The sequence below is a fragment of the Flavobacterium sp. ASV13 genome (assembly GCF_000745775.1).
Lineage (GTDB): Bacteria > Bacteroidota > Bacteroidia > Flavobacteriales > Flavobacteriaceae > Flavobacterium.
Genome location: NZ_JQJY01000008.1, coordinates 265,670 through 292,499 on the forward strand (window position 1 = coordinate 265,670; position 26,830 = coordinate 292,499).

Consider the following 26,830-nt stretch of genomic DNA (forward strand, 5'->3'; position numbering starts at 1 on the left):
GAGAATTATTAGTTAGTTATTTTAATTTTTCAATTAACCTGTCTGTATTTTTGGTTTACAGGCAGGTTAATTGCATTTTACGAATAAAGTTTATTATATTTGAAGTGTAAATTTTACATTTATTAACATCTAACCACATTATAATGAAAATTAAGAATAGAATTGCTCTGGTTTTAGGAGTTGTTTTTGTATCAATTTGTGCCAATGCTCAGACCAAAACATTTGGAAAAGAAGAATTTAAACAGTGGGCGCAAACACCGCCGATGGGATGGAACAGCTGGGATTGTTACGGGCCAACTGTAGAAGAACACGAAGTAAAAGCCAATGCCGATTATATGGCAAAAGAGCTTAAAAAATATGGATGGGAATACATTGTAGTTGATATCAGATGGTTTGTTGAAAATGACAAAGCGGGTGGTTACAATCAGACAGATCCGCGTTATGTGATGGATAAATTCGGGAGGTATTTGCCGGCAGTAAACCGTTTTCCTTCTGCAAAAGACGGACAAGGTTTTAAGCCTTTAGCAGATTATGTTCATAGAAAAGGATTGAAATTCGGAATTCATATTATGCGTGGTGTTCCTAAAAAAGCGGTTGAAGAAAAAATGCCGATTAAAGGCGCAAACGGAATTACAGCTGATCAAATTTATTCGACAGCTTTGCAATGCGAATGGTTGAGAGACAATTACACTGTTGTGGCTGAGAAACCGGGAGCACAAGAATATTACGATTCTATTTTCGAATTGTACGCACAATGGGGCGTAGATTTTATTAAAATCGATGATTTGTCAAGACCGTATCACGAAGGCGAAATCAACTTGATTAGAAATGCCATTGATAAATGTGGACGTAAAATTGTACTAAGTACATCTCCGGGAGAAACACCAATTTCGGCTGCGCCACACGTAAGCTCACATGCAAATATGTGGAGAATGGTTGATGATGTTTGGGACACTTGGCCACACATCACACATTTAATGGATGTTGCTCAAAAATGGTATCCATACATTGCGCCGGGAACATGGCCAGATTGCGATATGATTCCCCTAGGACGTATTTCGGTTAGAGGAGAACGTGGTGAAGACAGAATGACGCGTTTGACAAAAGACGAACAATATACTTTAATTACCTTCTTTAATATTTTTAAATCGCCTTTGTTTTTTGGTGGAGATTTGCCAAGTAATGACGCTTTTACTTTATCATTATTGACTAATAAAGATGTGGTGAAAATGCACAATGAAAGCACGGCAGTAAAACAACTTTTCCAGAAAGATGGAAAAATTGCTGTAACTTCAAAAAATGCCAAAGACGGAAGTGTTTATTTGGCATTGTTCAATATTTCTGATGTTGCAGCTCAAAATGTTTCAGTAAATCTTGCTGATCTTGGTTTTACAGGCTCAGTTGAAGTTTTGAATATGTGGACAGGTGAAAAATCAAAAATTTCTTCTAAAGAAATTGGTACAGTTTTAAAAGCGCATGCTTCAGTTTTATATCAATTAAAAGGTAAAAAATAATGATGCGATTTTTTAAAAATAGCCTTTTAGCATTAGTATTACTTTTTTCAGTCCTCTTTATATTGTCGGGATTTGGCTTAAAGCCGAAAACAGAAAAACCGGACAAAGTATATCTATTTGCCTATTCGACTTTAAAAAATAATGGAAAAAACGGACTTCATTTTGCATGGAGCACCGATCAGAAAAACTGGTTTTCAATTGGTCCGGAATATAGTTTTCTGAAATCTGATTTTGGAAGTTGGGGACCAACAGGAAAAAGCATGTCAGAGCCTTTTATGGTTAGAGACAATGCAGGGATTTTTCATTGTTTCTGGAGTGTAAAAGACAATGTTTTTGCACATTCAGAAAGTAAAGATTTAGTGAATTGGGGAAGACAAAATTACATTCAAGAAATGAAGAATTTTGTTGGAAAAGGTGAAGATAAATCGGTGATTACAAATGTACAGATTAGTCAGAAAGAAGGTCAATATTTAGTTCATTTCAGCGAAAGCGGAAAAAATTATGTCAGTGCGACAAAAGATTTTAAAAATTATAGTCCATCAACAATTGATGCTAATTCTGATTTAAAATTAAGAAACGAAATCACGATTCAAGGCGAAGTTGTTCAAGGAAGTTTATTCCATGTAGATTGGAGTTTGGTTGACAATATGATCCGAAATATGGAATCGGCTAAATTTAGAGAGAAACAAGATAATTCTTCTCCAAAAAGCGATAGCTTGCTTTTTGCCGGATTAAAACCTGTAAAAGCTCAGATTTCAATAAATGGTCAGCAGTCAAAAAAAATCAGCAATATGCTTACGGGCGTTTTTTTTGAAGATATCAATTACGCTGCTGATGGTGGTTTGTATGGAGAATTGATCCAAAATCGTGATTTCGAATATGCTTTGCACGACAAAAAAGAAAGAGATGAAAAATGGAATGCTACAATGGCTTGGAGCGGTGATTTTAAAATTGCTAAAGAAAATCCAATTCACCAAAACAATCCAAATTATGCTATAGTTTCTAAAGGAAATATCAGCAATTCTGGCTTTGATGGAATCGCTTTGAAAGCCAATGAAAAATACGATTTTAGCGTTTTTGCCAAAGGCTCAAAAGCTATTGTTCGTTTGAAATCGGCAAGTGGAGAAACTTTGGCGGAAGCCGTATTGACTCCGTCAGCAACTTGGAAGAAAATAAATGTAGTATTAAAATCTTCAAAAACGGTTAAAGATGCGAATTTAGAAATCAGTACCAATGGCGAAACTGCCGTTGATATGGTTTCGCTTTTTCCTCAAAAAACATTCAAAAACCGCAAAAACGGACTTCGTTTAGATCTTGCTGAAGCTATTGCAGATATGCATCCAAAATTCGTAAGATTTCCAGGCGGATGCGTGGCGCACGGTGACGGACTGCATAATATTTACAAATGGAAAAACACAATTGGTCCGCTTGAAAGCAGAATTCCAATGCGCAACATTTGGGGCTATCATCAATCAATGGGATTAGGTTATTTTGAATATTTTCAGTTTTGCGAAGATTTAGGCGCTGAAGCTGTTCCGGTTTTAGCGGCGGGAGTTCCTTGTCAAAATTCATCTGACGGAGGTTCTGGACAGCAATTCGGAATTCCGATGGAAGATATGGACGAATATGTACAAGATGTTTTAGATTTAATCGAATATGCCAACGGAAGCGTAAATACAACTTGGGGTAAAAAACGTGCCTTAGCTGGACATCCAAAACCTTTCAATTTAAAATATATCGGAATCGGAAATGAAGATTTAATCAGCGATGTTTTTGAAGAACGCTACCGAATGATCGTAAAAGCGGTTCAGCAAAAATATCCTGAAATAATTGTAATTGGAACCGTTGGACCATTTTTTGAAGGAACAGATTACAATGAAGGCTGGAAAATTGCCGATGATTTGAAGTTGTCAATTGTTGATGAACATTATTATCAAACACCGGGTTGGTTCATCAATAATCAAAATTTTTACGACAATTATGACCGTTCAAAATCTAAAGTTTATTTAGGCGAATATGCTTCGCGCGGTAATAAGTTTTATAATGCTTTGGCGGAAGCCTTATATTTAACTGGCGTTGAACGAAATGGAGACGTTGTTGAAATGGCTTCTTATGCACCGTTATTGGCGAGAGAAAAGCATACACAATGGAATCCAGATTTGATTTATTTTAACGGAGACGAAGTAAAACCGACAGTAAATTATTTTGTACAAAAATTATACGGCCAAAATCCGGGGAATCAATATATTGAAAGTACTACGAAATTGTCAGATGCAAATCCGGAAGTTAATAAACGTATTGGAGTTTCTGTTGTAAAAGATAATGCTTCTGGAGAATTGATTATCAAGTTAGTAAATGTGCTTCCGGTTGCGGTTACACCTTCAATAGAAACAACAAATTTACCATTGACTGAAACTGCTGATTATACTGTATTGACGGGTACGCCAGAAAATACAACAGCAAGACCTGCAACGCAAAAGTTGACGGTTAAAGAAGCTTTTTCAAAAGAATTGCCTCCATATTCGTTTGCAGTAATTCGTATTAAAACAAATAAGCTTTAATATTTAAGCAGAAAACAAAAGGAATAAAAGAATGAAAAAATTAAAATTTAGCCTTGTTGCACTAGCGTCATTTTTTAGTGTTTTGCAAGCTCAGAATAATCAAAAAGGAACACCGCCTGTTATTGCTGAAAAGGATTTAACAGCCTATTTATTTGTTTATTTCACAGGAAATAAAGTCGAAGAAGAAGCAGTTCGTTACGCAGTAAGTGCCGATGGATATCATTATTATCATTTAAATGACAATAAACCCGTTTTAGACAGCAAAGTAATCAGCTCAACCGGAGGCGTTCGCGATCCGCATATTTTGCGTGGTGATGATGGCAAAACTTTTTATATGGTTTTGACCGATATGACTTCGTCAAAAGGCTGGGACAGCAACCGTGCCATGATTTTATTAAAAAGCACTGATTTGGTAAACTGGAAAAGTAGTGTTGTCAATATTCAGACGACTTTTTCTGGAAATGAAAATCTAAAAAGAGTTTGGGCACCTCAAACTATTTATGACGCAAAAGCCGGAAAATATCTAATTTACTTTAGTTTGCAATATGCTGGAGGCCCAGATAAAATTTATTACGCTTACGCGAATAAAGATTTCACTGCTTTAGAAAGTGCACCAAAATTATTATTTGTTCCAAAATCGGAGAGAGCTTGCATCGATGGCGACATTATTGAAAAAGATGGTGTGTATCATCTTTTTTATAAAACCGAAGGCGGAAAAGCAGGAATTAAAGTTGCTACAACAACTGATTTGACTTCTGGAAATTGGACAGAAAATGATAATTATCTGCAACAAACAAACGATGGTGTTGAAGGATCAAGTGTTTTCAAACTAAACAATTCTGACGATTATATTTTGATGTATGATGTTTATACAAAAGGAAGATATCAGTTTACAAAAAGCAAAGATTTAGAGAATTTCACCGTTATCGATAATGACATTTCAATGGATTTTAATCCGCGTCACGGAACTATTTTACCTATTACACGTTCAGAATTGAAACGATTAACAGCAAAATGGGGAACGCCAGAAAAACTTCCAAAAGTAAATAATAATCCAGTTCTAGAAGGTTATTATGCTGATCCTGAGATTCTGTATTCCAACAAAACCAAAAAATATTACATCTACCCAACAAGCGACGGATTTGATGGTTGGTCGGGCTATTATTTCAAAACCTTTTCATCAGATAATTTGACAGATTGGAAAGACGAAGGAATTATAATCGATCTTAAAAAAGATGTGACTTGGGCAAACCGAAATGCGTGGGCGCCATGTATTGTGGAGAAAAAGATAAAAGGAAAATACAAGTATTTTTATTATTTCACAGCGGCTCAGAAAATTGGAGTTGCTTCTTCAGATAACCCAATAGGACCATTTACAGACAGCGGAAAAGCTTTGGTAAGCTCAAAACCAGAAGGTATTAAAGGCGGTCAGGAAATTGATCCAGACGTTTTTACAGATCCAAAAACTGGAAAAAGCTATTTATACTGGGGCAACGGATATATGGCTGTAGCCGAATTAAACGATGACATGATTTCGCTTAAAGAAGGAAGTACAAAAGTGATTAAAGTTGATAATACTTTCCGAGAAGGAACGTATGTGTTTTACAGAAAAGGAACTTATTATTTCCTATGGAGCGAAGACGATACCAGAAGCCCGAATTATAAAGTAAGATACGGAACTTCAAAATCACCGCTTGGACCAATTGAAATTCCGCAAAATAATATTGTAATTCAGGGAATTCCGGATCAAGGAATTTATGCAACTGGGCATAATTCGGTTTTACAAATTCCGAATAAAGATGAATGGTATATTACGTATCACCGTTTTTCATATCCAACTGGAATTAAAATGGGTGAGGCCGGAGGTTTTCACCGCGAAGTTTGCATGGATAAATTAGAGTTCAATGCTGATGGAAGTATTAAGCAGGTTGTTCCAACGCATAGTGGAATATCTGCTTTAAAAAAGTAATATTTTAAAGTTCTATAAAAAAGCTGTTTTTACAATGTAGAAACAGCTTTTTTTTTTTTGAATAATTTTTTCTTTAAAAATTAATTTTCACAAAATGAGGTTTTACGTAAAGAGGGATTAATTTTAAATAGCATCTTTACTGCATTCAAAAAATACTTAAAATTTATAAAAAACGTAAATATGAAAACAAAGTTTTTTACGATTCTATTTTTATCATTTTCCTTATTTTGTTTTGCTCAGGAACAGTTAAAAATAAAAAAAGAAATAACAGCATTTTTTGCAAAAGCTGACAAAACCAACCTTCAAAGTGTACTTCCATTTGAAGTGGATGGTAAAGTGGGATTAATAGATGCAGTAACAAAAAAAGTATTGTTGAACCCTATTAAAAATTTTCAGGTATTTACATTATTTAACCCTGTTATGACTGGTTATTATAAAGATTATGAGTTTGCAATTAATCCTAAAAATTTTAAAATAACAATAAAAAAGGAACCAGAAAGCAATAATGATTTAGTGCCTACAATAGCTGAATATAAAGAGAGTACAACTGATCAAGATCCCAAAATGCCTTATGAAAGTGGTATTAAAGGATTTACGGTAGATGAAAATGGAAATTTGAAAACATATGCAAAGATCTATAAAGTCGATAATTTTAGAAATCTCTATCCTTTTAAATACAAAGGTAAATATTATGCGATAGCTGCAATAAAAAAGAATGATGGTAAAACCTATTTTGGAATAATTGATACGGAAGGAAATACTATAGAAAATTTTGATTTTGTTTACAGTACAATTTGGTTTAATGAATTTGCAAAAAATGAAGATGATGTTTGGTTTATCGCAAATGCTGATATAAATAATTCTTGTGAGGTATTATTGGAAAATGCATTTTATATAAATATGGAAGGAAAGCAAAAACTAAAAGGTGAAATTCCAACTTTTCCAAGTTCAGATATTTTTGGCTTGAATGCTAATTGTTCAGGTTGTATAAAATATAGCGGTGTTTTGGATATTGAAAAGATGGAATGGATAATTAAACCTCAATCAAAAATTAAAATCAGATGGATGGATTATACATCTAAAACTGTTTTAGATATTAAAAATCCGAGGGATAAAAATAAGGCGAAAATCTATATTAAAGTATTTGACGATCATTTTACATATTATATGGATTTAGATATGAAGAATAAATACCTACCAACAAAGATGAAATAATATCTTTAGAATAAAACCATAAAAAAACGAGGCAGATAAGCCTCGTTTTTATTTTTATATGAAATTTTAAGCCGTCTGATCATCAGTTTCAGCATCAGGAGCATTTTTCTTTACAGATTCGATCCCGTTTTCTCTTGCGGCAACACTTTCGTACATTTCGCTCGATCCAATAATTTGTCCGTTGCTGGCTTTTAAATTAAAATACGGTTTGCCATTGCTTGACTCTTTTCTGTCGTAGCGGCCATCATCTTGCGAATTTGTTTTCACAGATTCGATTCCGTTAGTAGCGGCAGCTTTAGTAGTATAACCCTCGCTTGCTAAAATTGTCTGGCCATTTCCAGCTTTTAAATTGAATTGAAATTCTCCGTTGGTTCTTTTAGTAATTACAAATTTTCCCATGTAGCTTTTTATTAAGGTTAGGTAATATTTTTTTTGCTAATTATAAAAATACAAAACTTCGGGATATAAATAATATTGTATGAAAAAATAATTGTTTTGATATTGTTAAGTACAAATTCATTTTAAACTTAAATGATTTTCCTGCTTTTAAGTTTATAATATTTTTTACTTTTAGGCTGTTAAAGAATCATCAGAAGTTTGTTTTGCTGATGAATAATTATTTTATGAAAGAAATCAGCGAAATTTTAAACGCTTATTCAGAAGCAAATGCAGCAGGAAAAAAAACAGCTTTGGCAACGGTAGTCAAAGTTGAAGGTTCATCATATCGCCAGCCGGGCGCCCGTATGTTGGTTACTGAAGATGGTTTGCTAACTGGTGCTATAAGCGGAGGCTGTCTGGAAGGAGATGCATTGCGAAAAGCACTCCTTTCCATCAATCAAAAACAAAATAAATTAGTTACTTATAATACGAGCAATGAAGACGATGCCGAAATTGGTCTTCAGTTGGGATGTAACGGAATTGTACATATTTTGTTTGAATACATTAATGACGAATTGGAAAACAACCCAATCCAGCTTTTGAGTCAATTAAAAGCGGAAAGAAAAGAAGCGGTTGTGGTTACGATTTTTTCATTGAACAAAAGAGCAATTCAGATAGGAACAACCTTGTTTTTTAGAAAAGACAGTCCGACATTACATCATCATAATAATGTATTGAATTTGATTTCGGATGCGAAAGAAGTGCTCGAAACTAAAATAACTTCTATAAAAAAACTGCAGGAAGGCACAGATGACGAGGCTTTAATCGAATATATAAATCCGCCAATTTCGCTAGTAATTGCCGGCGCAGGAAATGATGTACAGCCATTAGTAAAAATGGCAACTTTATTGGGTTGGGAAATAACCGTTGGAGATGGACGGAGTGCTCACGCTACAAAAAAACGTTTTCCAAAGGCAAATCAGGTTTTAGTTGTAAAACCAGATGATTTTTTAGATACTATAACAATTGATGATCAAACGTATTTTGTTTTAATGACGCATAACTACAAGTATGACTTGGCAGTTTTAAGATTATTATTGAATACAGATTGCCGTTATATTGGAATTCTCGGACCAAAATCAAAACTGAACCGAATGGTTGATGATCTTAGGATGGTAGGAATTAATGTAAATGAAGAACAGCTAAAAAGAATTCATAGTCCTGTAGGTCTAGATATTGGTGCTGAAACTTCTGAAGAAATAGCTTTGTCGATTGTTTCTGAAATTAAAGCTTTTGCTTCGGGAAAAACGGGGACTTCCTTAAAATATAAGTCAGGGAAAATACACGATGAAATTCATTATGGAGCATAAAAATCAAAATAAAACAGGCATTGTAATTTTGGCTGCTGGAAATTCTTCAAGATTGGGACAGCCAAAACAGCTTTTGGGCTACAAAGATTCTACGCTTTTAAAAAATACGATTGCAGAAGCTTCTTTAGTTCCACATGCAAAAATTATTGTGGTTACAGGCGCAAATAATCAATTGATTGAAGAAGAGCTTGATCCATCAAAAATAAAAATAAGTTTCAATCCAGATTGGGAATCAGGAATGGCGTCATCAATTGTGAATGGACTTCAAAAATTATTGACGTTATATCCTGATTATGAAAATTGCATTTTTGCAGTGTGTGATCAACCTTATGTTTCGAGTTTGATTTTCGAAAATTTGATTCAGGAACATAATAAAACCGGAAAAGGAATTGTAGCTTCAGCATATTCAGAAACATTAGGAACTCCAGTTCTTTTTCATAAAAACTACTTTGCTGAATTATTGGAATTAAAAGGACAAGAAGGAGCAAAAAAAATAATCAGTAAATTTTCAGATGATGTCGTTTCTGTTTTATTTGAAAAAGGAAATATTGATATCGATACTGAAGATGATTACAATAAATTGATGTCTGAGTTTTAAGTTTTCTCCCGCAGATTAAGCAGATTAAACAGATTATTTATTAAAAGTATCTATGTAAATCTGAACAATCTGTAGAATCTGCGAGAGCCTATAACTTTTTGAAAAATCTATTGGCTTAACTGTTGAACTAAAGCCAAAACACGTTCAATAGTTTCATCAATTTCTTCTGAGGTTGTAAATCTTCCTAAACTGAAACGAATCGAACTCAAAGCATTTTCATCAGATAATCCCAAAACTTTCAAGACATGCGAGGGCTCTGATGTAACTGCCGAGCAAGAAGAACCATTAGAAACCGAAATATTTCCCAAAGCCAAAATCAACTGCTCTGAATTTACACCCGGAAAACAGATATTTGAAGTATTGTAAATTCGCTTTTCCGAATTTCCGTTCACAAAAGAACCGTCAAAATGCAATAAACCAGTTTCTAGTTTATTACTTAATTTTTCAATTCGTTTTTGATCTTCTTTCATTTCGGCCAAAGCAATTTCGCTAGCTTTTCCTAAACCGATAATTCCCGGAACATTGAGTGTGCCGCTTCGTAATTTTCGTTGTTGATCGCCTCCATGTAATTGAGGTACGAGTTTAATTTTAGCTTTCGCCGAAATATAAAGCGCGCCAATGCCTTTTGGACCATAAAATTTATGCGCCGAAAAAGGCAAAAGATCAATCCCAAGAACCTGAACATCAATCTGAATTTTCCCGACAGCCTGAGTTGCATCACACATAAAAAGAGCACCTTTTGAATGCGCAATTTTGGATATTTCTGCAATATTTTGAAAAACACCGGTTTCATTATTAGCCATCATAATGCAGACTAATGCTGTTTTATCAGTAATATTTTGATTTAAAATTTCAAGATCTAAAATACCATTAGTAGCGACAGGTAAATAAGTGATTTCAAAACCGATGGTTTCCATAAACTCACAAGTTTTTAAAACGGCTTTATGTTCGGTTGCGACAGTAACAATATGTTTCCGGTTTTGATTTGCCAAACCTTTAATAGCAAGATTGATAGATTCTGTCGCTCCAGAAGTAAAAATGATTTCATCTTCCTGAGCACCAATAAGATTTGCGGTTTGCCATGCAGCATTTTCAACAGCTTCGTTTACAGTCAACCCTGCAAGATGATTGCTTGTGGCATTTGCATAAGAATGCGTAAAATAAGGAAGCATTGCATTCAAAACTCGTTCATCTACACGGGTTGTAGCATTATTATCAAGATAGATGATTGGCTGTTGCGACATAATTTTAGGTTGATCTTGTAAAAATAAAAAAATAAATCTGCTGTTCCTGTTTTTTTAACCGCAAAGAACGCAAGGTTTTTTACTTAGTGATTTGCAAAATCGCAAAGTTCGCAAAGCTCTATCCATAAAGCTTTGCGAACTTTGCGTTTATTTGACATAATGAAGATTAAAATAACTTTGCGTGCTTTGCGGTTAAACCACACCACGAAATTGTAATTATTCTAAATAAAGCTAATGTTTGAATTTTATAATTTTTTGTGGCGTAAGATTGTTAAATTTGTTAGAATAACTAAGATGTTTTGCTAATTTAAAAATAGACTGAATGGCTTCTAAAAAAACAAATCAGAGTAAAGAAACAGAGGAAAATTCAAGTTCCCGCCGTGACTTTATAAAAAAATCAGGACTTCTTACCGCTCTCGCTTTTACGCCGCCTTCACTGGTTATGGCGTCTGAGAATAAATGGGATGAAAAAATAGCTGAATATTTAGAAACTGTTCCGCTTTCTATTGAAGTAAATGGTAAAAAACATAATCTTAATATCGAGCCCAGAACTACTTTGCTCGATTTACTAAGAGAACAATTGCATCTGACAGGAACTAAAAAGGGCTGCGACCACGGTCAATGTGGTGCCTGTACCGTACACGTAAACGGAACCCGAATTTTATCCTGTCTGACTTTGGCAACTATACAGCAAAATGCTCAGGTTACTACAATCGAAGGACTTTCGAAAGGAAAAAAACTGCATCCAATGCAGGAAGCTTTCATCAAACATGATGGTTTTCAGTGTGGGTATTGTACGCCTGGTCAAATCATGTCGGGAATTGCCTGTATTAAAGAAGGGCATGCCAATACCAGAGAAGAAATTAGAGAATATATGAGTGGAAACATTTGTAGATGTGGTGCTTATCATAATATTGTTGATGCAATTACAGAAGTTAAGGAAGGAGGGATGCTATCATGAAAAATTTCCAAATAATTAAGGCTTTATCATCCAATTCGGCGGTTTCGAGCATCAGCAAAGAAAATTCGGCGATGTTTATTGCAGGGGGAACAAATCTTGTTGATTTGATGAAAAAAAACATCGCTGCACCTGATAAATTGGTCGATATTACAGCTTTGGATTTAAAAAAAATAGAATTTTTAAGCGGAAAAGTATCAATTGGTGCATTGGCAAAAAATAGTCAGGTTGCAGAGGATAAAGCAATAAAAGAAAAACATCCTTTATTGGCTTTAGCTTTAGCTGCAGGAGCATCACAGCAAATTAGACATATGGCAACCGTGGGCGGAAATATGATGCAACGCACGCGCTGTTCGTATTTTTATAACACTGATATGCCTTGCAATAAAAGAGTTCCAAAAAGCGGATGTGGTGCTATAGGAGGTTCAAACAGAATGGCAGCAATTTTTGGCGCTTCTGAAAGCTGTATTGCAGTTCACCCAAGCGATATGTGTGTGGCTTTAGCAGCACTGAATGCAACAGTTTTAGTAGAAGGCCCAAAAGGTAAAAGACAAATTAAATTTACCGATTTTCATCGTTTGCCAGGAAACACACCTGAAAAAGACAATACACTTTTAGATAAAGAATTGATTACTTCAGTCGAAATTCCAGATAATAATTTCAATAAAAATGTACATTATTTGAAAGTCCGAGACAGAACGAGTTATGCTTTTGCATTAGTTTCTGTTGCTGTAGCTTTAGATATTCAAAACAATACAATAAATAGTGCACGTTTGGCAATGGGCGGTGTAGCACATAAACCTTGGAGGTTGACGGAAGCGGAAGAATTTCTGAAAGGAAAAACGATTTCTGAAACTACTTTTAGACAAGCAGCAAATTTGGCAATGAAGGGCGCAAAAAGTTACGGAGATAATGATTTCAAATTGACTCTTGGACCAAATGCCATTGTAGAAGCATTAACTATAGCATCATCTAAATAATTGAATTATGAGCAAGACAAGTAATATTAATAGAGTAGATGGGTTTGCTAAAGTAACAGGTTCCGCTACTTATTCGGCGGAATATAAAACAGACGGGGTTGTTTATGCCTGTTTGGTAGGAAGTACGATTGCGAAAGGAAAAATAAAAAGCATTGATACTAAAAAAGCAGAATGGGCTCCGGGAGTTTTGGCTGTAATTACACATTTGAATGTGGATAAACCATCTGGATATCAAAAAGCAAAAGACAAACATAATTTTGGACAGCCACTGCAGATTTTTAAAGATGATTCGATATTGTATTACGATCAGCCAATTGCACTTGTAATTGCTGATACTTTTGAGCGTATGCAATATGCAGCAAGTTTAATTAAGGCAGATTATCTTAAAGAAGAACACTCGACTGAACTTAAAAAAGCAGCCGATAAAGAAAAGAAAGTCGAAACGGATAAAGGCAATGATTATCACCGTGGAGAACACGATGGTTATAAAAATGCTGAAGTTGTTTTAGAAACCGAATATACGATTCCGACGGAAGTTCATAATCCAATGGAATTAGCCAATATAATCGCAAAATGGGAAGGAAATAAACCAATTTTATATACCAAAAGTCAAGGTGTTGAAGGAACGCGCAGAAGTGTAGCAGGAGTTTTTGATGTTCCTGCGGAAGATGTTGAGGTGCATGCAGAATATATTGGAGGCGCATTCGGAATGGGATTGCATACTTGGCCGTATGAAATTGCGGCTTTAATTGGTGCAAAAAAATTAAATCGCCCAGTGAAATTGGTTTTGCATCGCGAACAAATGTTTACGAATGTTGGTTTCCGACCTTATACCATTCAGAAAATGGGGCTTGGAGCGACTAAAGATGGAAAACTCACTGGCTTGACACATGAAGCTGTTGCCATGACTTCAAGCTATGAAGATTTTATGGAAGGAACGGTAAACATGTCCCGATTTATTTATGATTGTGCCAATGTTTCAACGCGTTATCGCATTGTGCCTTTGGATACTTGTACGCCAATCTGGATGCGTGGTCCGGGTGAGGCGACGGGTTCATTTGCTTTAGAATGTGCGATGGACGAAATGGCTTATAAACTAGATTTGGATCCGATCGAATTTCGTAAACGCAATTATGCCGAAAAAGATTTGGAACAAAATAAGCCTTGGAGCAGTAAATATCTTTTGGAATGCTATGAAGGCGGAATGGAACGCATTGGTTGGAAAAACCGTAAAAACAAACCGGGATCAGTTCGTGAAGGTGAATGGTTAGTAGGATACGGAATGGGAACTGGGACTTTTGGCTGTTATAGAAGTCCAACTTCAGTAAAAGCAAAATTCTCGGCTGATGGAAATTTAATACTTCAGTGTAGTGTAAATGACATGGGGCCAGGAACGGCAACAATGATGACGGCTATTGGTGCAGAAATTATGGGAATGCCTGTTGAAAATGTAATTATAGAAATGGGTAAAAGTGGTTTGCCGAAAGGACCAACACAAGGAGGATCGGCGACGACTTCATCTGTGGGTTCTGCAGTTCATGATTCTTGTAATTTATTGGTAAGCAAAATTCTTGGTTTAGCTAACGAAACTCCAACTTTTAAAGGAACTCCTATTGCAGATTTGATTTTTGCAAATGGTCTAATTTCTTCAAAAAACAATTCAAAAACGGTTTCTTTAGCTTCATTATTGGCTGCAAATAAATTGGAAGATTTTGCAGTAGAAAACCAATCTAAAGGAAATGAAGAAGCTAAAAAATATTCAATTTATTCGTTTTCTGTCCACTTTGTAAAAGTTTTAGTGAATCCGAATATTGGAAAAATAAGGCTAGCTCATGTGGTTTCTTGTGCTGATATCGGAACTGTAATTAGTCAAAAAACTTCAGCAGGACAAATGTTCGGTGGAGCTGTTGGCGGAATCGGAATGGGATTAATGGAAGCTTTAGAAATTGATCATCGTTTCGGTCGTCCAATCAATAATAATTTCGCCGATTATCATGTTCCTGTAAATGCTGATATTGAAAAACAGGAAGTCTTTTTCGTAAACAAAAAAGATCCAATCAGCAATCCAATGGGAACAAAAGGTTTAGGAGAAACAGCTTTAGTAGGAATGGCTCCTGCAATTGCAAATGCCGTTTTTAACGCAACAGGAAAGCGTGTACGAGATTTGCCAATTACATTGGATAAGATTATTGATACTGTCAAGGTTTAGAAAATAATATATTTATAAAATTTAAAATCCGTCTGATTATTGCAGACGGATTTTTTTATGCATCAAAGCTAATTTGAAAGAAAAGTATTGTAATTTACATTTTGTAAGAAAATTATCTTAATTTAGGTGAAAAAATTATGAGCGGAAAACATGTAGTAGTTCAAGGTGCAACGCTAAAATGTAAGTTTAGTGAAAAGCCTCAAACGGATATTTTAAAAGTAAAATCACAAAATAAACATTTTGCAAATGACAAAGATGCATCAAAAAAGCTAATTGCAACCACGAAAGAAATAGGACAAACTTTAGAGAAAAACACCTTTGGTAATTGTAAACTGCAGCCTACCGGAAGTAGTTACAAACCTTGCCAGGCTGTAATAAATCAATGGAGTGCTTTCTACGAAAAAGTGACCCTAAGTAATCAGGGCAAAATATTAGTTGAAGACAGTAAAGCAACCTGTCCAATTGGAGGGCCAGACTGCATAAGCGTTGTTAAACATGGGCAGAAGGTAGAGCTAAGTAAGCAGAATTTCAAAAACGCAAACGAGCTTTTGAGTAATCAAATCAATCCATTAGTTAATATGGCTGAATTTAAAGAGCGTTTAGAAGATCAGGATTCAATTTGTAAGTAAATAAAAGCATCATGTCAGATTTTAAAATAATAGGAAATCCAAATCCTGTAGTTGGAGTTCTTGAGATATTTACTGTAAGTGATTTTTTTGAGAAAGCTCAAAATAGTCCTTTTAGCGAAGAAAATAGTTTTTCTTATAATCCTGTTTTTTGGGAAGTTTATGTTTTAGAATTGGGTAAATGGCGAAAAACAAAAGAGAATGATAAAAGAGGAAATAAGGTATCTTATACTTTTTTGGAAAAAAGCCTGACAAGAAATGGTATTCGTATTTTGGCAAGAAAAGGCGATAAAGTAGCTCGACTCGATATAAAACCACTATCAGCACAGCCAAAAATTGATCATATCGAACTATTAGATAAAAACGGATCTAGAATAAAAGGACGTTTATCATACGGACAAACCGTTAAAGCAAGGGTATTTTGTCTTAACATGGAAAGACGCAGAGTATCGGTTACCATGTGGGAAGATGATGTAAAAGGTGCTGGGCATAATAAAGCCAATGAAAAAAACTTTATAGAAACACTTTCTGGAATTGTGAAATTCGGAAAGGCGGATATTGATTTTCTTTTAAAACCAAGCTTTGCAAAAATTGCTGAAAGAGGAGGTCACGAAAAAGATAAAATTCATGAGTTTTATGTAACCGCAGAGTACAAAGATGGCAAAATAGCCAGCAATAATATCAATGTAAATGCGCTTGAAACACCAGTTGCTCCTTACAAAGGAAAAACAACTCCGCATCAGGCTGTTAAAAACAAGACCACAGACCAGAAACCTAAAAATGATTCACAAAAACCTAACGTGCCAACTGCTACAAAAGCAGTGAAGGGTAAAATTAATGCTGTACATATTACTGATATAAATGGAAATCAGATAAAAGGTAAATTCAGAGAAAAACAGATCAAGGTTTTAATAAATTCAACAGGATTAGCAGGAAAAGAGGTTTGCCTTAAATTATACGATGACGATTTGGTTAGCAATGACTTGTTGTTTACTGATAATTTCACTATTAAATCTGACTTTCATATAGTAACGGTACAATTAGATACTATACCAAGAAGTCTAGGCGGAAGCAATTGGGCTGAAGGAAACGAGCAGGAATTATTTACTGAGATCGAAGTTTTACAAACTCATGATTTTATTAAAAGTGCTGTTGTTGATGTTGATGCTACGGTTTTTAAGCAGGATCCTGTGGAAACAATTAATAATGTTTTGAAGGTTGATGTGGCAGAAGATGAAAAGGATGAAAAGGAAAATAATTGTGGAGAAAAATATTGTATAAAAAAAGGAGATAAAAGTGAATTAATTAGAGAAATAAATATTCGATTAGCAGGATTTGGAGGAAATGTACCTACAAATGAATTTACAGATCGAACAGAAAAAATGATTAAGCAATTTCAGCGAGATTATATGAAGGTTCCAGAAACTGGAAAAGTTTGTGGGAATGTTCTTGTAGCTATTGATGACTTTTCTGAAAAATTTGATATTTCTAATAAATTCTGGGAACAAATTAAATGTAGTTGTGGTACAAAAAATAAAAAAGCTATTAGTAAATTAAGGGGTATAGAAGAACTTAATTCTTGCGGAGGATTTGGTGATCATACAGGGAAAGGCACTTACGGGAAACATGATAAAACTGAAGCTTATCATAGATATGAATATCCAGGTATACATAGATCTTTATTGTTTGGTATTAAGGCGTTACAATTTTATTTTAGTAAACAAGATACATACAAAATAGATCATGTTACCTCAGGCTATAGATGTCGTTTTAAAAACTACAGTTCGACAAATCACCAAGGAAAGGCAATAGATATACAATTTAGTAAAGGAAAGTGGGAAATTAGAGGAGAGCAGAAGAAAAATTTAGAACCTTTAAGAGATATAAGAGATAGTATTTATATAAAATATTTAGGAGCTCAAAAAGAATGGCCAGGAGATAATGTTTACTCAATTGAACCGATTGATTTACTATATGATAAAAAAGGTAATTTAAGATATGATCACACTTTTAGTTGGATTCATATGGATGTCAGAGAATTTGATTCAATTTATCTAGAAGATAAATATTTCTCTAAGAGTTCATCTGTTTTAAATGGAAAATCTATTATTCAAACGGCTAAAGAAAGTGGTTTTGATAAAACATGTACTTGTCTTAAAGGATTTGCCGTAAATAGTACTAATAAAGAAACTAGAGATTTAAATAAAAGAGTCGATCCGAAAACATTAAAAACATCAAAAAAAGGAATAGAATTTATAAAAGGATGGGAAGGCACAACAATTGTAAATGGTAAACATGTACCATATAACGATTCTGAATACTATTGTACTATAGGTTATGGACATTTAATTGAAAAAGAAAGATGTGAAAAGATAGTAATTCCTCAAAAATTTAAAAATGGAATTACTGAAAGTGAAGCTGAAGTATTATTTGCTCAAAGATTACTAGAATTTGAAAAATCTGTACAAAGAGATATAAAAGTAAAATTATTTCAATATGAATTTGATGCTTTAGTGAGTTTAGTTTTTAATTCAGGTCCGGAATTTTTAAACATTGGTGGTAAAAATAAAAAAGAAACAAAAATTAAAATAAATATAAATAACGAAGATTATTCTGGAGGAGCAGATGAATTTTCAGATGTTACGAATGGAGGAACTTCTGGGTTAATTAAAAGAAGAAAAGCAGAAATTAACATGTTTAAAAATAACGTATATGATTCTAAACACTAAATCTTTAAAAGTTTTAATTTATATATTAATACTTTTTGTAAATATTAGCTGTAAGACTAATGATGAAAAAATAGATAAAAATATTACAATATCTGAAGATGTAAATAAAGTTGCGGACAATAATAATTTAAAGTCGGAGGATACGTCTTTTAAAGGAGAAAGTTATGTTTTTTATAAAGCTTACTACTTTCAAGCAAATGCTAATGATATACCTGAATTTTCAGAAAATCAGATTATTAGTAAATTCAAAAAAATAAATATAAAGCTGTCAAAGGATATAATATCAATTGATAACGTAAAATCATATTACAGTATTGAAAAGAAGAATTCTAGAAAATTCTTTACTAAAGAGTATTTATATGCGTATTATGTAGATGCATTTAAAAACGGTTTTAACATTGATGTAAAAGATACAGTTAGTTACATTAATCTGGACATAGAAAACAATGACAAAAGTCCTTTTGTCGATTATTTTTTGGAAGCAGGAGATGCTGTTTTTATGAATAGTTGTTTATTTCTCAATTTTGGGAGATACATTATTTGTTTTAAGAGTGATCAAAATAAAGTAGAATTAGATAATAACTATTGTGGGCTTCCTTTTGATTTAGAACAAAAAGATAAGCTTGCTAATTCAAATAAAGAAAAGTTCTCAAAAGTATATCCTAAATTAAAAGATGATAAGTTTTTAGAAATAAAAAAAATTATTTCGGAAAGTTCAGAAGGAGACAATGCAGATGAAATATTTCAAATTAATAATGGAGGACTAGCATTTGATTCATTTTTATATTGTATTTATGGAGATTCAGATTCACAAACTTTAATTAATATCAAAAATGATAAAATAATTGCAAAAGAAGCAATTGGTTATGCTATGCCTGAGAACGAAACTTATCAGTCTTTTGTAATTAATAAAGATCTAACAATAGATGTTTATGATATAAATTATAATTCACGATCTAAAAAGTTTTTAGAGAGACATCAAATTAAGCAGGATGGTTCTATTGTTAAAATAAGATAAAATATTTTTGATTTTGATATTACAGTTCCCCATGTTAGCGCAAGAATCTTGCTCGTGATTTTTAAATTAGTTATTATGTGACTGGTTTGACTTTGATTGTGTGCACCAGCACGACGCTCGCGCCAGCAGGAGATGTATTAAATAAAACACACATAACTCCAGAAGAAATTCAAAATGTCTTAACAAATTCAAAAAATGAAAACAAATAAAGCTTTAATATTTAGTGTTTTATTGACGTTAATTATAGGATGTAGAAAAAATATTTCGGAAAACGAATCCAATAATTTTAAGGATACATTTAGAACCACTAATTCAAAAAAATCTTTGTCTACTAGTGAAACGATAAAAGATATAAATAAGTCTTTCGTTTTAAGTTGCGGTTCAGGATGTGCAATGACTTATACCGCAGAAAATATTTCTTCGGAAATTCCTATAATAAAAGTTAAGTTTAAAATTGAAACGTATATAGATGAAAAATTATCAGACACATATTATGAAGTTTATATTTTCAAATATGATAATTTAAATAATATTATAAAAATTGAAGCCGAAGGGAAAAATGAAAATTTTTTAGAGAACCTTTTACCAGATGCCAAAGAATCTTTTAAAAAGTTTAGTATTGATTTAATTAAGGATAAAAAATTAGAGATAAAATCTTCGCAAACTTGTTTTAAAGAAAGTGTTATAAAATTGCCTTATGTATCTGTAAATACTAAAACTTTAAAATATAGCTTGCTTGATTGCAATTCTATAATCGGGATTGAAAAATATAATTGTAATTCTGACAAACTTAGATACATTTCATTACCAAATAAAGAAAATATTAATGTTATTCTCGTACCTCAAGATTGTGGAGATTTTGACTATAGATATTATTTGCTAACGATAAAAGGCGATAAAGTAGTTGGTAATCTGTATGTAGAAGGAGAATGGTATGAACCTGAAGATGAAAAAAATAAAGAAATAACTTCTTTTTCAATTGATAGAGAATATAATTTAGTTGTTAAAACTCAAACTCCAAATTCCTCAATCTTAGAAAACTACGTTATTAAAAATGGAGGGAATATTATAAAAAAATAAAAAAAGCTCCGTTGGCGTGAGCGTTTCACTTGTGATTAGTAGAATTTTAGTAGTTTGATTTAGATTGCGGGCACGAGCAAGATGCTCGCGCTAGCGGGGGGAAGGTGGCATTCTTTGGATCAAACTGTTCAAAAGAATTATGTGAAAGACATTAATACAACAATACCTCGAATATCTAATAATTTAAAATCATGAAAAAAATACTTATAATAGGATTAGCATTAACTTTAATTGGATGCAAAGACAATAATTTTAAAGTAAACAAAAAAAAAGAAACCAATCTTGAAATTACAAGTCGTAATCAAAAAGAATTAACTTGTGAAGACATAATTTATAAAATTGTAAAATCAAGTAATTTAAAGTTTGAAAAAAAAAATGTTTTTTTAACATCAATCGACAGAATTGAAGATGACAATATAATAATACATGTCTTTTTTGAGAATAATTTATCTGACAATCCAAAAGAAAAACAGATTGTTGAAAGTACAATTGCTTGGCTTTCACTTAACCCTAATAAACTTAAATTATATAATACAACTGCAGATCCTGATAATCCAATTGAATTAAATTTTGATAAAAATATATTAAATGAAAATGACATTTTTAGCACATGTCAAATTTTTAAAAAAGAAATAAAGATTGTTTCTAATGCACTCTTAAAATACACTAAGCTACCCATCGATTTTGATGAATATTATAAAGCATGTGTATATCCATATGATAGCTTAGCTTGTAGCAATAACTATCCAAAATACTCCTTTAATGAAAATGATCAAATTGCTAAAGTTTTTGGAAAAAAATATAATCCTAACAATTATATGTATTTGCCAAAATTGAATAACTACCAACCAATGATTTTATGTAACACTGACACTGATATTGAATCCTATGATTTGGTTGTAAGTAATGGTAGTGAAATAATTTCTTCTTTAGAAATTGGCTTAATAGATGGAGAATCAATAATTCAATTTGCAATAACCAAAGATTATGTTATTAACTTGTACAAAAGAAAAAATTCTACCGAGAAAAATGTCAAATGGAAATCATATAATATTAATTTGGATGGTAAAATATTAGAAATAAAATAGATATATCTTTTAAGGACTATAATGTCAATCATCCATGTCCAAAAAGTATATTTTTTTCAATTTATATTGCTTTCAATCTTTGAGGGTACGGATTAGAAATCCGCGCTATAGGACACGGAATATCTCATATAAAGATAAAATTATCAAAGTAAAATAGTTTTTGAAATGACATTAAAACAAAAAAAGAGACATTGAAAAATGTCTCTTTTTTTTATCTGTAAAACGATTAAATTATTTAACTGTAATAGGCAATTCAACCGTAGTTTTATCCCATCCAATAACTAAATTAGCCACATTACCTTGAGTTGTAAAAGCAATAGATAAAGCTTCAATTACATCAGAAACAGGTTTAACAGGAACTGAAACTCTTACAACATCTTTGCTTTCATCATAAGCATATCCGCCCCATAAATCCAATTCTTTATTGATAATGATGGTCCATTTGTCTTTTTCAGGAATAGCAAATAAACTGTAATACCCAGCAGGGATTTTTTTACCGCCGATTGTTACATCTTTGTAGAATTTGATTTCTGTATTTTCATTAGCACCAACTCTCCAAACTTCACCAAACTTAACAATATCGCCAAAAATTGTTCTTCCTTTTACAGAAGGTCTTGAGTAAAGAACTTTGACAACTGGGTTTGGAGTGTCTGTTTTTTTGAATTTAACAGATCTGTTTGGGAAATAAGAAATATCAGCCGGACTTGCATCAAGCGGAGCAAATTTCACCACATCTTGTGCCTGAACTGTAAAAGCAGCAAACAATGTAACTGCTAGTAAATAAATTTTTTTCATAAGGTTACAATTTTTAGAATAACTACAAAGTAAGTTAATAATTAAGAAAAATCATGAAATTACGATTTGTTTTTTGTTAATGAATTGATAACGGTTTATTTGCCCAAAGAATAATTCAATTGTTCTTTTTTCTTCTTTGTGTACCAATCTTGCATAATGTAGAAAGCTTTCTTCTTTTCACCTTCATTTGAGATTAAGCCTTTACGGTTGTATCCGTCCTGAATGCCTGGTAATAATCTTTTTGGTGATCTGAAATCCACTAAAATCCAAGGACTTGTACCACTTAAATGCGGAATTTTTTCAATCATTTTCAGATTCTGAATGTATAGATATTCCTGATATTCCTCGGTCCAACGCTCATTTTTTTCTCCGTGAAAGCCTGCTTTTGCATCACCTCCAAATTCAGAAACAACTACGGGTTTGTTATAAGGCGTTTTCCAAAGATTCTTTTCTGCATCTTCAAGTTTTCCACCATACCAACCTAAATATTGATTGAAGGCGATAATGTCAAGTGATTCACCAATTTTATCATCAATTACTCCAAAACCGTCTACATGTCGTGTTAGTAAAGCTGCACTGATTAATCTTGTGTTATCTAGCGATTTTGTGTGCGTTGCTAAATTCTGGATAAAAGTATTTCTGGCGTCAGAAACGGGAGTTTCATTGGCCATCGACCAAATAATAATACTCGCTCTGTTTTTATCTCGGGTAATTGCTGCCGTCAATTGATCTTGGGCATTTTGGTAGGTATTTTTATTAGCAAAATCCACCGTCCAGTAAACCGGAATTTCCTCCCAAACCATTAATCCCAATTTGTCAGCTTCGCGAATAATGTTTTCGTTATGTGGATAATGCGCCAAACGAACATAATTACAGCCTAATTCCTTTGCCCAATTCAGTAAGCGTAAAGCATCTTCTTGCGAATTGGCACGTCCGCCTTTTGCATTTTCTTCGTGAATCGAAATTCCTCTTAAAAAGATTTGTTTTCCGTTTAACAGAATTTTGTCTTCCTGAGTTGCAATAGTTCTGAAACCAATTTTATCGTTTAATTTTTGTCCATTAAAATCAATCGTAACATCGTATAATTTCGGATTTTCAGGCGACCAATAGGAGATTTTTTTAGCAGGAATTTCAAAATTTAAGATTCCGTCAGCGCCAACTTTTCCTTTATAATTGATTTTTAATTCAGGGATTGAAATAGCAACTGCATTTTGTGCGATATCTAAATTATTGATTTTGATGAAACCCGAAATACTATTTGCATTACCTTTCTTAAGTTGAATATTATAATCTTCTATAAATGAAGCTTCTTCTTCAATCAAAGTTACATCGCGTGTTATTCCGCCATAATTCCACCAATCTGTGTTTACGGTCGGAACATCTTCTTTATGGCGTGTATTATCAACCTTTATAACCAAATAATTGCCATTTGGTTTTACGATCGAAGTGACTTCATAATTAAACGGAGTAAATCCGCCTTCATGTGTTCCTAGTTTTTTCCCGTTCAAATAAACATCAGCTTTATAATTTATAGCTCCTAAATATAAAAACAGACGTTTTTTGTCTTTTAAATTATAATCAAAAGATTTCTTGAACCATGCATTTCCTTCATAATATTTTAATTCAGGAACTTGCGAATTCCAATCGCCGGGAATAGTAATTGTTGCCGATTTATCAAAATCATATTCTACCAATTCTTGTTTATTGACAGCATGATAATTACTATAAAATGCCGATTTTGGTGCTTTTTCCTGTTTATCATATTGATCTAAATGGAAACTGTAAAACCCGGTTTGGTAAGGGTCGATAATGTAATTCCAAACTCCATTTAAAGAAGTTGTATTTCGGTTTGGAACGTTTGAAATCAAACCTTGAGCAAAACTGAATAAGGTTGAGGTTAGGAACAAACCTGTAATTAGCTTTTTCATTTTTATTAATTTATTTTTTATTATAAAAAGCGCAGGGATTTACGCAAAGTTCGCAAAGCTTATAATTGACTTTGCGAACCTGGCGAATTTGTATTTGCGTACTTTGTGGTTAAATTTAATTCACGGGAATCTTCAAATATTCTCCCTTAAAACTTTGGTTGAGTGCCGTCATTTCGATTGGGTTGCCTGAACCATCTGGAATTACTTCAATTGAAGCTTTTCCGTTTGCCATTTTGATAGATTCACTTCCCGTTGGTGTTCCTTGATTTTTCAAAGTTTTTCCGCCTTTTAGGCATTGGAAATAAACACTCGCTTCATAATCCAGACAGCGTAAATTATTGTTGTCAATTGCAATTGCAGTTACAAGATAATTCCCGTTTTTTAGTTTTTCTGAGGACAATTGAAGCGAAGTTGCGGCTTCATTTTTCTTAAAGCGATAATTCACTTTTAAAGTATCAGAAACTGTTATTCCTTCTTTATTTTTTCCAATGGCAATCAGAATGTTTTCTCCTTTTTTGAAATTCACATCCCAAGTCAGCCCATTTGCAGGATAAAGAGCAAGATTGCGTTGTTTTTCGCCCAATGACTTTCCGTCGTGATATAAAGTTACTTTCTCACAGTTACTGAAAACATTAATTGTTCTTGGCGTATTTTCAGGACCTTGACGTTCTGTCCAGGTATGTGATTCAATGTAAGTAAATGGCTTTTTAGCCCAATAGCTTTTAAAAACATAATAAGCATCTTTCGGATTTCCATTTCGATCGGTAAGCCCTTTTTGATTCATATACGGAATATCATCTTCTGGACGCAACGGCGTTGCAAAATCCTTGAATGCCCATTGAATATTTCCCACAAAATTTGGGTCATTCTCGGATATATGCAAATGCCAGTCAAACAAATCAACAATGTAATTTTCGCTCCAATCACCAATTTGTGCAATATTGGCAATTTTAGTTTGTACAATAGCTTCTTCCCAGCCTTCGGCTTTAATTACATTCTCGCCATTAACAGGGTTTTCACTATGACGGCCAACATGGCTGTCTCCACCATATTCGGCGTGAATAAAATGTTTGTATTCTTTTTTGTAAACATCAATCGCTTTTTGATAGCTTTTGTAACTTCCTGAATACCAGCCTGACCAGATAGAAGGGGAGAAGACATCAACAATATGTGAGCCTTCATAATATTTTCTGATTGCCGTTTTTCTTGTTGGATCAAGTTTGTGAGCAATATCATTTAATTCGGCTAAAAAAGCATTTGTTTTTTCCGGATTATCGCCATCAGGAAAATCTGGAAGCCAGTTCATTTCGTTTCCTAAAGACCAAATTATAATACTCGGATGATTGTAATTTTGATTGATAATTTCAGCCAGCATATTTTTGGCATTGGTTTTCCAAACCTCATTTCCAATTCCGCCACGGCACCAAGGCAATTCATCCCAAACCAATAATCCTGATTCATCGCAAGCTTTATAAACTTCCGGATCTTGAGGATAATGTGCTAAACGAACGAAATTTGCTCCCATTTCTTTAATCGATTCCATATCAGCACGATGTTGGGCATTTGTCATGGCGGCACCAACTCCGGCTTGTTCTTCATGACGATGTGTTCCGCGAAGAAGCAGGCGTTTTCCGTTAAGGAAAAATGGTCCGTGATCTTTAAATTCAAACCATCTAAATCCAACTTTTTCTGTAACGCTATCTTTTACTTGATTTTTTTCAGATAAAGAAGCAGTTAGTTTATACAAATTTGGATTATCTGTATCCCAAAGTTCTGGGTTTTTGATGTTTTCGAAAGTGATTGTTGAAGTTTTATCCGAAACTGAAATTGTTTTGCTAGCGATTTTTTTTCCTTTTGGCGTTTTTAAAGTAACTGTTAATGATAAATCTTTTGAATTATCTGGATTTACAATTGAAGATACAATTTGTACAGAAGCTTTTTTAGCCGAAACTTCAGGGGTTGTAATTTTTAAATTTTCAATATGGTTTTTGTATTTCGAAACCAACCAAACATCGCGCGTAATTCCGCCATAAATATAGAAATCACTTTTTTGAGACGGAATAATTTCGATATCATAACTATTATCAACGCGAACAAAAATATCATTATTTCCTTTTTTAATAAGATTCGTAATGTCAATTGAAAATCCAATATAACCGCCAATATGAGATCCGGCTTCTTTACCGTTTACATATACTTTTGTGGTAATATTTGAACCTTCGAAATACAACGAATAACGCTGATTTTTATCAATCTGCGGAATATTTAATTTTTTTTGATACCAGCTGGCGTCACGTCTGTAGCCCGGATATAAGTCGGTTGCATCTTCAGCATTCCAGGTATGAGGCAAATTTAAAGAAACCCAATTTTGATTTTTTTGAGCTTCGTTCAAGTTTGAAGTATGGTTTTCTAAATATAGCCAATTGTCATTAATATTCATCTTTGTCTGAGCAAAACTGCTGCTCAGACAAATCTGAAAAAAAACAAAAAGCGCAAAATTTGAAAATGTATTGTTATAGTATTTTTTCATAAATTAAAAAGGTTCAGAGGTTCAAAGGCTCAGAGGCTCA

Annotated in this window: 19 protein-coding genes; 14 read left to right on the forward strand and 5 right to left on the reverse strand. The window is 33.2% G+C overall.

From position 1 onward, the window contains the following. Window positions 1-143 precede the first annotated feature (143 nt). The 4 genes from GQ47_RS17580 to GQ47_RS17595 all read left to right on the forward strand — a co-directional run bounded on the left by GQ47_RS17580 (window position 144) and on the right by GQ47_RS17595 (window position 7,259). Window positions 144-1,514, forward strand: coding sequence for a glycoside hydrolase family 27 protein (locus GQ47_RS17580; RefSeq protein WP_035651153.1), 1,371 nt, complete (start codon window positions 144-146; stop codon window positions 1,512-1,514). Then, a complete protein-coding gene (locus GQ47_RS17585; RefSeq protein ID WP_238568007.1) occupies window positions 1,514-4,075 on the forward strand; it encodes an alpha-L-arabinofuranosidase C-terminal domain-containing protein in 2,562 nt (853 codons plus the stop codon). The genes GQ47_RS17580 and GQ47_RS17585 overlap by 1 nt, the downstream gene beginning before the upstream one ends. A 31-nt stretch (window positions 4,076-4,106) precedes the next feature. Further along, a complete protein-coding gene (locus GQ47_RS17590; RefSeq protein WP_035651154.1) occupies window positions 4,107-6,044 on the forward strand; it encodes a glycoside hydrolase family 43 protein in 1,938 nt (645 codons plus the stop codon). Between the two features lie 180 nt (window positions 6,045-6,224). Next, on the forward strand, window positions 6,225-7,259 hold the full coding sequence (locus tag GQ47_RS17595; RefSeq protein ID WP_035651157.1) for a hypothetical protein: 1,035 nt from the start codon (window positions 6,225-6,227) through the stop codon (window positions 7,257-7,259). A gap of 66 nt (window positions 7,260-7,325) precedes the next feature. Here the strand turns inward: GQ47_RS17595 and GQ47_RS17600 are convergent, their stop codons facing one another. Then, complete coding sequence (locus GQ47_RS17600; RefSeq protein ID WP_035651160.1) at window positions 7,326-7,658, reverse strand: YegP family protein; 333 nt, start codon at window positions 7,656-7,658, stop codon at window positions 7,326-7,328. A 224-nt stretch (window positions 7,659-7,882) separates the two neighbouring features. Between GQ47_RS17600 and GQ47_RS17605 the strand changes: the two genes are divergently transcribed. Further along, the gene (locus GQ47_RS17605; protein WP_035651163.1) at window positions 7,883-9,007 is read left to right on the forward strand and encodes an XdhC family protein; all 1,125 of its coding nucleotides are present in this window, start codon (window positions 7,883-7,885) and stop codon (window positions 9,005-9,007) included. Beyond that, entirely contained in the window at window positions 8,997-9,605 is a 609-nt protein-coding gene (locus GQ47_RS17610) for a nucleotidyltransferase family protein (RefSeq protein ID WP_035651433.1), read from the forward strand. The genes GQ47_RS17605 and GQ47_RS17610 overlap by 11 nt, the downstream gene beginning before the upstream one ends. A 107-nt stretch (window positions 9,606-9,712) precedes the next feature. Here GQ47_RS17610 and GQ47_RS17615 read toward each other — a convergent pair whose 3' ends face one another. Continuing rightward, window positions 9,713-10,849 carry a cysteine desulfurase family protein gene (locus GQ47_RS17615; RefSeq protein WP_035651166.1) on the reverse strand — a complete coding sequence of 379 codons (1,137 nt, stop codon included), beginning with the start codon at window positions 10,847-10,849 and terminating at the stop codon, window positions 9,713-9,715. Window positions 10,850-11,171: 322 nt separating this feature from the next. Between GQ47_RS17615 and GQ47_RS17620 the strand changes: the two genes are divergently transcribed. From GQ47_RS17620 to GQ47_RS22960, 8 genes are all read left to right on the forward strand, one after another. Beyond that, window positions 11,172-11,810, forward strand: a complete 639-nt coding sequence (locus GQ47_RS17620) for a (2Fe-2S)-binding protein (RefSeq protein WP_035651168.1) — start codon at window positions 11,172-11,174, stop codon at window positions 11,808-11,810. Continuing rightward, complete coding sequence (locus GQ47_RS17625; RefSeq protein ID WP_035651171.1) at window positions 11,807-12,787, forward strand: FAD binding domain-containing protein; 981 nt, start codon at window positions 11,807-11,809, stop codon at window positions 12,785-12,787. The genes GQ47_RS17620 and GQ47_RS17625 overlap by 4 nt, the downstream gene beginning before the upstream one ends. 7 nt (window positions 12,788-12,794) lie before the next feature. Next, window positions 12,795-14,996 (forward strand): xanthine dehydrogenase family protein molybdopterin-binding subunit, encoded by a 2,202-nt coding sequence (locus tag GQ47_RS17630; RefSeq protein WP_035651173.1) that lies wholly within the window; start codon window positions 12,795-12,797, stop codon window positions 14,994-14,996. Window positions 14,997-15,133: 137 nt separating this feature from the next. Next, a complete protein-coding gene (locus GQ47_RS17635) occupies window positions 15,134-15,625 on the forward strand; it encodes a DUF4280 domain-containing protein (protein WP_035651176.1) in 492 nt (163 codons plus the stop codon). 11 nt (window positions 15,626-15,636) lie between these two features. Continuing rightward, the gene (locus tag GQ47_RS22950) at window positions 15,637-18,351 is read left to right on the forward strand and encodes a glycoside hydrolase family protein (protein ID WP_051951625.1); all 2,715 of its coding nucleotides are present in this window, start codon (window positions 15,637-15,639) and stop codon (window positions 18,349-18,351) included. After that, window positions 18,335-19,369 carry a hypothetical protein gene (locus GQ47_RS17645; protein WP_035651179.1) on the forward strand — a complete coding sequence of 345 codons (1,035 nt, stop codon included), beginning with the start codon at window positions 18,335-18,337 and terminating at the stop codon, window positions 19,367-19,369. Before GQ47_RS22950 ends, GQ47_RS17645 begins: the two co-directional genes overlap by 17 nt. Before the next feature lie 195 nt (window positions 19,370-19,564). Next, window positions 19,565-20,449, forward strand: coding sequence for a hypothetical protein (locus tag GQ47_RS22955; protein WP_051951627.1), 885 nt, complete (start codon window positions 19,565-19,567; stop codon window positions 20,447-20,449). Window positions 20,450-20,640: 191 nt separating this feature from the next. Then, window positions 20,641-21,537: a hypothetical protein gene (locus GQ47_RS22960; protein WP_051951629.1), complete on the forward strand. Its 897-nt coding sequence runs from the start codon at window positions 20,641-20,643 to the stop codon at window positions 21,535-21,537. Window positions 21,538-21,768: 231 nt separating this feature from the next. Here GQ47_RS22960 and GQ47_RS17660 read toward each other — a convergent pair whose 3' ends face one another. The 3 genes from GQ47_RS17660 to GQ47_RS17670 all read right to left on the reverse strand — a co-directional run bounded on the left by GQ47_RS17660 (window position 21,769) and on the right by GQ47_RS17670 (window position 26,790). Beyond that, entirely contained in the window at window positions 21,769-22,332 is a 564-nt protein-coding gene (locus tag GQ47_RS17660; protein ID WP_035651182.1) for a DUF2911 domain-containing protein, read from the reverse strand. 95 nt (window positions 22,333-22,427) lie between these two features. After that, entirely contained in the window at window positions 22,428-24,260 is a 1,833-nt protein-coding gene (locus tag GQ47_RS17665) for a glycoside hydrolase family 2 protein (protein ID WP_035651184.1), read from the reverse strand. Between the two features lie 115 nt (window positions 24,261-24,375). After that, window positions 24,376-26,790, reverse strand: coding sequence for a glycoside hydrolase family 2 protein (locus tag GQ47_RS17670; protein ID WP_035651187.1), 2,415 nt, complete (start codon window positions 26,788-26,790; stop codon window positions 24,376-24,378). Window positions 26,791-26,830 lie beyond the last annotated feature (40 nt).